Raw genomic sequence first — 7,551 nt, forward strand, 5'->3', positions numbered from 1 at the left:
CGTGCTTGTCGCGCCGCCCTTGCGCGCCCGCCGGCCCTTGCGCACCGGGCGCTTGCCGCGCAGCGCCGCGCCGAGGTCGCCGCTCGCCGCGTAGTCTTGCCAGCGGGCCAGCACCTCCCCGCGCAGCAGCTGCGCGCCGCGCGTTCCGCTGTCGAAGTCGGTGAGCGCGCCCGCGTACGCGGCCTCGGCCTCACGGCGCAGCCGGTTACGGAGCACGGCCTGCGCGTCCACGTGCGCCGCCAGCCTGGGGACCCGCGTCTTGAACGTGTCGAGCACGCCCGCCATCGTCTGGCTGAGCACCGCGACCCTTCTGTCGGCATGCTGCGCGGTGTCGGCCAGCCAGTCCCGTATCGGCTGGAAGACGTCGACCGGCAGCATGCCCTCCACGATGCCGGTCTCCGGGATGACGAACCGCTCGGTTGCCGCGATGCCGTTCGCGTCGAGCATCGCGCTGAAGTGCTCGATGAGCTCGATGCGATGGCTCGGCGGTACGCGGGACAGGACTATGCCGAGCGCGGCACCGCGTTCCCTGGCGTGCTGCAGGATCTCCCACACGGGCGCGTCCGCGTACCGGCCGGCGCTCGTCATGAACAGCCACAGGTCCGAGGCGTCGAGGAACTGATAGGCGAACTCGTAGTGCGCCCGCACCACCGAGTCGATGTCCGGGGTGTCGAGCAGCGCGACGCCCTTGGGCATTCCCTCGCAGGCGGCGAGCACGAGCAGCCCGTCTCGCCCGGGTCTGGCCAGGCCTTCCTGGCGCACCCGCGGCAGCGTGGGCAAGAACATGTTCTCCGCGAACCAGCCGATGTCGTCCGGGTGGCAGGCGAGCACCGGCGAGTTCGTGGTGGGGCGGCGCACGCCGGTGAGGCTGACCTGGGTGCCGACGATGCTGTTGATCAGCGTGGACTTCCCCGCGCCGGTGGAGCCGACGAGCGCGACCAGGATCGGCGCCGCCGACTGGCGGACCCGCGGCAGCAGGTAGTCGTCGATCTGGCTGAGCAGCTTGGCCCGCTCCGCCGACACCTCCTCGGCGCCCGGGATATCGAAGACCAGCGGTATCGCGGCGATCCGTTTCCTGAGGTTGAGCAGGGTAGCCTCAAGAAGCCGCGCGTCTACCCGGACCCGCGACTGCTGCCAGCCGTCGGACACGCCTGATTCCTTCCCGCCTCGTACAGAATTGCCACCACGCGGTGACACCGGATCATCACCAGGCGCTCCCATTTCGCCGCCGGCGGGCGCTGCCGCGGAATTGGCCGTATCCGCCGTGCCCGCGGTGCCCGCGCCGTTTCGGCGCCCTATCCTGGGCGACGGCGATTGTTCCGCCGCCATGCCCTTTCCTTCCATCATCCCGCCTGGTATTACGCTCGCTTATTATCCTCCGCCGATGGGGCCACCAGCGAAGGGGCCGAGCCTACGTTCCGTGCGAGCCCGGCAAGTTCCGCTGCTTCCGCCGCGATGGTCACCACGCCGCCGATAACCACCACGGCCGGGGGCCGGAGCCCCGCGTCCGCGACTTGCCTCTCGACTTCGTCCAGCGTTGAGTAAATTGTGCGCTGATTGGGCATGGTACCGTCCGCGATTACCGAAACCGGACTGTTCCCGGGCCGCCCGCACCGGATCAGCGCCGCCGCTGCAGTCCCGATCCTTTCCAGGGCCATCAGCAGCACCAGCGTCCCGTCGGCCTTGGCCAGCGCTTCCCAGTCCACCGTGGACCGCTCGTCGCCGGGCGGCACGTGCACGGATACCACGTGGAAGTCCTGTGCGGTGCCGCGGTGGGTCACCGGCACACCTGCCGCGGTCGGCACCCCAACCGCGCTGCTGACGCCAGGCACCACCGTCACAGGAATCCCGGCGCGCAGGCACGCCAGCATTTCCTCGCCGCCACGGCCGAACACGAACGGGTCTCCGCCCTTCAGCCGGACCACGAACCGCCCGTTCGCGGCGTGCTCGATGAGCGCCTCGTTGATCTCCTCCTGGGACATCGCCCGGCCGTAGGGGACCTTCCCCGCGTCGATCACGAGGACGTCGGGGGGCAGTTCGGCGAGCAGCTCGCGCGGCGCGAGCCGGTCCGCGATCACCACGTCGGCCTCGGCGAGCAACTGCCTGCCGCGCACGGTGATCAGCCCGGGGTCGCCGGGACCGCCGCCGACCAGCGCCACGCCGTGACCGCGGTGCCTGTGGTGCCGCGCCGAGATCGTCCCGTCCTGCAGTCCCCCGACGATCGCGTCCCTGATCGCCGCGCTGCGGCGCGGGTCCCCGCTGAGCACGCCGATCGCGGCGTCGGCCGCCTGGCCGGAGGCGGGGGTCCAGGCCGTCGACTCGCGTGCGTCGTCGGCTCGCACGCACCAGGTCCGCTGGCGTTCGGCCTCCGCCGCCACGCTCGCGTTGACCTGGGCAGAGCCCGCGCACGCGCAGACCAGCCAGGCGCCGGCGCAGTCCCCCTGCCGGTACTCCCTGCGCAGCCACTCGATCCGCCGGGTGGCGGCCAGGTCCTCTAGAGACGGCGTGGCCCCGGGCGAGACGAGCACGACGTCCGCGCCGGCGGCGAGCAGTCTCGGCACGCGGCGGGCCGCCACCGCGCCGCCGCCGACGACAAGGACCCGCCTGCCGCCCAGCCGCAGGCCGAGCAGGTACGCCTGATCCTGTGTTCCCGCCACGGCCGCCTCTCGGATCGTGCCCGTTCTCGCGGTTTTAAACAACTTCTCGCGACCGAAACGTACCCGAACGGGTGTCCGGCGACGCCAAGGTGGCTGGAACGGCTGGCTGTCGCCGCGGTCAGGGACGCTACGGCTGGGGTTCGTCCCTGGCGGCGCGCAGCAGGGCGCCGAAGGCGGCGGCAGCCACCACGGGGCCGCCCTTCTCCGACAGGTTGCTCAGCGCGGGGGCGCCGCTGGCGCGCAGCGCGTCCTTCGCCGCCGCCGCGCCGGCGAAACCGGCCGGCACCCCGATCACCAGCGCCGGATCGACCACCCGGCGCAGGAGCTCTTCGAGCGCGTCCGCCGTGCCGCCGAGCACCCACACCGACCGCGGGCCTGCCTCACCGAACCCCAGCCGGATCCCGGCGGCCGGCACCGTTATCCCCGTGGTCCTGGCCAGCCGGACGGCAAGCGGCTCGGCTGCCTTGCAGATGACCGGGCAGCCGGTGATACCCGCGGCGACCACCGGCGCGTCGGCGACCACCGGCGCGCCGGCCGCGATGGCCCTGGCCCCGGCGGCCAGGGCAGCCTCGTCGCACACCAGGTCGGTGACGTAGTCGAAGTCGCCGGTCGCGCAGACAATCGCCTCGGTGACCGCGCGGGTCAGCGGCAGCAGGACGCTCAGGTCGATGCGGGACCTCAGCACACGGTACGACTCGGCCTGCGCCGGGTCGATGACAGGGGAGGTTGCCTCGGTCATGTCTGCCCAGCCAACCACCAGCATGTCCGGCGGCACAACCACCACGCCGGCGTGTCCGCGGGCGGCGCGGTCGTTGCGGTCGCGCTCGCCCCGGATCGCGCCCATCGGTTACTTTCTGGTAACGACTGCGTCACCTGTTGCCTACGTAACATGACGTTTACGAGCGAGCCCGGTGATCTTAGGTGATAACAGGTCCGGCAGGTCGTAAGCATTGCCACCATGATTAACAGGAGGCCGATACACTTGCGGGGCCTGGGGTTGTCCGGTGACCTGCCCACTGGCCATCTCTGGTCATACCGGACGACCTTCAGCGAACTGTCAGCTCGGCCGGGTAGTCTCCCGCAGGCGCGACCAGAGATTTCGCGCGGACCCGTGTTGGTCCGCAGCAGCGAACGGAGCATGGATGGCGAGGGAATCGGGTTCCCGTGAAGTGATCACGGGAGGTTCGGGCCTCATCGGCCGCCCTACGTACGATCCCGGCACCGGCCTGAGTACCGGCAGCCCGGTGTCCGGCCCGGACAGCGCGACGGAGGCCTGAACGTGTTCTACTCCAACCCAGCCGACGCGGCGACCGACGCCAGCGCGCTGCACAAGCTTGCCGATAGTTACGGGGAGCGGGTCACGAAGCTCCCGCCGGTCGCGGTCGTGATCGCCGCGTACAACGAGGAAGATGCCGTCGGCCCCGTGGTCGAGGCACTGCCCCGCACGCTCTGCGGGCTGGCCGCCGACGTGATCGTGGTCGCCGACGGCTGCGCCGACGCCACGGCGAAGGAGGCGGACGCCTCGGGCGCCATCGTCTGCGACGTGCCTGTCAACCGTGGCCAGGGCGCCGCCCTGCGGCTCGGCTACCGGATCGCCCGCGAGGGCGGCGCCGAGTACATCGTCACCACCGACGCCGACGGGCAGTACAACCCGCTGGAGATCGAGCCCCTGCTCGCCCCGGTGATCGCGGGCAAGGCGGACTTCGTCACCGGTTCGCGCCGGATGGGCAGCGAGGAGACCAAGGACCCGGTCCGCCGGGCCGGCGTCCGGTTCTTCGCCGTCCTGGTAACCCTGCTGACCGGCCAGCGGATCAGCGACACGACGTTCGGCCTGCGGGCCATGCGCGCCGAGGTCACCGGGGCCGTGCAGCTCGAGCAGCCGCAGTACCAGGCGTCCGAGCTGCTGATCGGCATCATCACGCACGGCTACCGGGTGCTCGAGGTGCCCGCCACCATCCACAAGCGGAAGGTCGGCGAGAGCAAGAAGGGCCAGAACCCCTTCTACAACCTGCACATCCCCGGCGTGAACAACGTCTTCTACGGCGCCAGGTTCGCCCGGGTCGTCCTGGGCACCTGGTGGCGCGAACGCCGCCGCCGCTCCAGGGTCTGACTGCCCGTTCCGGCAGTGCCCAGCGGGACGCCTGGTTCACGGCGCCCCGTCCGCGGGGTCGCTTTCAGCGTGCGGTCACTCGGCGGCAGAGGCTGACGGCGCGGCGGGCGTACCGTCCTTGGGCGCCTTCGCGGCGGGCGCCAGGGCGACGGCGGCCTCGGCGGTGACGGCGACCGCCGCGGAGGCCGGGGCCTCGGCGGGGGTTGGCGCCGTGCGGGTGCCCGGCGGGATCGCGTCGGGGCCGGTGGCGGCGGCCCTGGCGGCGGTGGTCCGCTCCGCGAACAGCACGTAGTGGAAGATCACGAACCGCATGAGGAACGTGAAGAGGTTGGCCACGAAGTAGACAAGGTCGACGAACAACACGTGCTTGGCGCCGTGCAGGCCCATCCAGGCCGCGGCGTGATAGCCGAACTTCGTGGCCAGCGTCAAGATCACGACGACCAGCGCGGAGATCATCCAGAACGGGACGGTCTCCCGCAGCACGTCGGGCCTGCCCTTGCGCTCCCACGCCCAGCGGCTGAGCACGTAGCTCACGACGGCACCGGCGAACCAGCTGATGATCGCGGCGGGCGTCGCCGTGAGGTGGAACACGCCGTTACACAGGGTGAGCGCGATCTCGCTTGTGCCCAGCGAGGCGATCGCGACACCGACGAAACGGGTGAAACGTACCCCCACCTTGGTTCGGAGCCTGCCCCACAATGCCGCAATGAGCCGATTCTGCGCGAGTGCCATGGACTTCCTCAAGTTCGGGACCGATGATTCTCAAAGCGACCACGTGAACAGCACGGAAACCGCAGGCCCCTCGACTCATCCCGTTGACGTCGCGAGACTGCCCGCACCTGCGGGGATGGTCCGGTCGGTCGTACTAGTAGCACGTTACCCCGTTATGTCGGGCGCCGCTGCCAGACGCACCGTCTAGCGTCCGGTCGCTTCGAAGGGTAGCCGATGGCGTTCCCGGCGCTGCGATCGGCCGTGATGGGGCACGATAGAGGTACCGGCGCAGCTGGCGACTGCGGGAGGAGACAGCGGAATGAAGATCCTGGTACTGGGCGGTGACGGGTACCTGGGCTGGCCCACGGCTCTGCACCTGTCGGAGCACGGCCACCAGGTGGCGGTCGCCGACAACTTCGCGCGCAGGCACTACGACGACGAACTCGGCGTGGAGAGCCTGGTGCCGATCGAGCCGCTGCGCGGCCGGATCGCCGCGTGGAAGGAGCTCACCGGCAAGGAGATCGGCTGCTACATCGGCGACCTCACCGACCCGGTGTTCACCTACCGGATGATCGGTGACTTCCGCCCGGACGCGGTGGTGCACTACGCCGAGCAGCGCGCCGCGCCCTACTCGATGATCGACCGCGGCCACGCGATCTACACCCAGTCCAACAACGTGCTCGGCACGCTCAACCTGCTGTACGCGATCGCCGAGATCGACCCGCGGATCCACCTGGTCAAGCTCGGCTCGATCGGCGTGTACGGCACGCCGAACATCGACATCGAGGAGGGCTGGCTTGACATCGAGTACAACGGGCGCAGGGACCGGGTCATGTTCCCCAAGCGCCCCGGCTCGTTCTACCACCTGTCCAAGGTGCACGACGCGCACAACATCGAGTTCGCCTGCCGGATCTGGGACCTGCGGGCCACCGACCTGAACCAGGGCGTGGTCTACGGCCAGCAGACCCCGGAGACGGCGCGCGACGACCGGCTGGCGACCCGGTTCGACTACGACGCGGTGTTCGGCACGGTGCTGAACAGGTTCGTGATCGAGGCGGTGATCGGCCACCCGCTCACCGTCTACGGCACCGGCGGCCAGATCCGCGGCCTGATCGACATCAGGGACACGGTCCTGTGCATCCAGATCGCCTGCGAGAACCCGGCCACCAAGGGCGAGTTCCGCGTGTTCAACCAGATGACCGAGTCGCTGTCGGTCCGCGAGATCGCCGAGACCGTGGCCCGGGCCTACCCAGGCGAGGTCACGATCGAGAACCTGGAGAACCCGCGGGTCGAGGCGCCCGAGCACTACTACAAGGTGGCGCATACCAAGCTCGTCGACCTCGGCCTGCAGCCGCACCTGCTGTCCGACACGCTCATCGAGTCGCTGTTCGAGATCACCAAGCGGTACGCGCACCGGGTGCGTCCCGACGCGCTGCGCCCCACGGTCAACTGGCGCTCCCCGTCGTCGAGTTAACAGCTGGCTCAGGGGGCGGTGTCCCCTGAGCTGCCTGGGCTGGCGTGCCAGAGGGTGCGGAGATTCTTCGGACTGGGGCCAGGGGCGCCGGTTTCCGCGTACGGGGAGAGCGTGAAGCCGTTCGCGAAGGTGACTCGCCAGGAGGGGACGGGGGGACGGGTAGTCCCCCCAGGCTGGGCGGTCACCGGGGGGGTCGTCCTCCCGGGGGAAAGCATCGCGGCGCGTACCGCGGGCATGCCACCGGACAGGCGGATCTCTTCCAGGGCCGGGATGTCCCAGCACTCGGTCGCGTTGACCGTGACGGCCATCGGGCCGGCGCCCGCGCGGCGGACCCGGCCGCGGACAAGCAGCAGCCAGGAGCCGAACAGCCGGGCCGCGCATCGGTCCTGCACCGACTCGAAGAACGCCAGGTCCACCAGGCCGACCGCGTCGTCGAGCGACGCGAAGATGATCCGCTGCCCGGACCGGACCGCAGGGGTCTGCGTCGCCACCTTGACCCCGGCGACGCAGACGGTCTCCCCGTTCCGGCAGCCGTCCAGGCGGTCGGAGCGGACCACGCCGAGCCCGTCGAGCAGGCCGGCGTAGAAGTCCAGCACGTG

6 protein-coding genes and 1 pseudogene are annotated in these 7,551 nt (G+C 70.5%); 2 read left to right on the forward strand and 5 right to left on the reverse strand.

Annotated elements, in window-relative coordinates; genetic code table 11:
- From Q1N79_RS05340 to Q1N79_RS05350, 3 genes are all read right to left on the reverse strand, one after another.
- Positions 1–1,149, reverse strand: a 1,149-nt coding sequence (locus Q1N79_RS05340; protein ID WP_300605179.1) for a GTPase, incomplete at its 3' end; no start/stop codon positions are given.
- A 209-nt stretch (positions 1,150–1,358) separates the two neighbouring features.
- On the reverse strand, positions 1,359–2,657 hold the full coding sequence (gene cobA, locus Q1N79_RS05345; protein WP_300605181.1) for a uroporphyrinogen-III C-methyltransferase: 1,299 nt from the start codon (positions 2,655–2,657) through the stop codon (positions 1,359–1,361).
- Between the two features lie 127 nt (positions 2,658–2,784).
- Positions 2,785–3,501: a precorrin-8X methylmutase gene (locus Q1N79_RS05350; protein WP_300605183.1), complete on the reverse strand. Its 717-nt coding sequence runs from the start codon at positions 3,499–3,501 to the stop codon at positions 2,785–2,787.
- A gap of 435 nt (positions 3,502–3,936) precedes the next feature.
- Here Q1N79_RS05350 and Q1N79_RS05355 point away from each other — a divergent pair, with 435 nt between their 5' ends.
- Positions 3,937–4,767, forward strand: coding sequence for a glycosyltransferase family 2 protein (locus Q1N79_RS05355; protein WP_300605185.1), 831 nt, complete (start codon positions 3,937–3,939; stop codon positions 4,765–4,767).
- A gap of 75 nt (positions 4,768–4,842) precedes the next feature.
- Here the strand turns inward: Q1N79_RS05355 and Q1N79_RS05360 are convergent, their stop codons facing one another.
- Entirely contained in the window at positions 4,843–5,442 is a 600-nt protein-coding gene (locus Q1N79_RS05360; RefSeq protein ID WP_300605188.1) for a hypothetical protein, read from the reverse strand.
- Positions 5,443–5,797: 355 nt separating this feature from the next.
- On the opposite strand from Q1N79_RS05360, the gene Q1N79_RS05365 reads away from it, so the two are divergent.
- The gene (locus Q1N79_RS05365; protein ID WP_300605190.1) at positions 5,798–6,952 is read left to right on the forward strand and encodes an NAD-dependent epimerase/dehydratase family protein; all 1,155 of its coding nucleotides are present in this window, start codon (positions 5,798–5,800) and stop codon (positions 6,950–6,952) included.
- 8 nt (positions 6,953–6,960) lie between these two features.
- Here Q1N79_RS05365 and Q1N79_RS05370 read toward each other — a convergent pair.
- Positions 6,961–7,551, reverse strand: a pseudogene (locus Q1N79_RS05370) (DNA polymerase III subunit alpha); the annotation flags it as partial.

Origin of the sequence: Trebonia sp. (genome assembly GCF_030042015.1) — a bacterium.
Lineage (GTDB): Bacteria > Actinomycetota > Actinomycetes > Streptosporangiales > Streptosporangiaceae > Trebonia.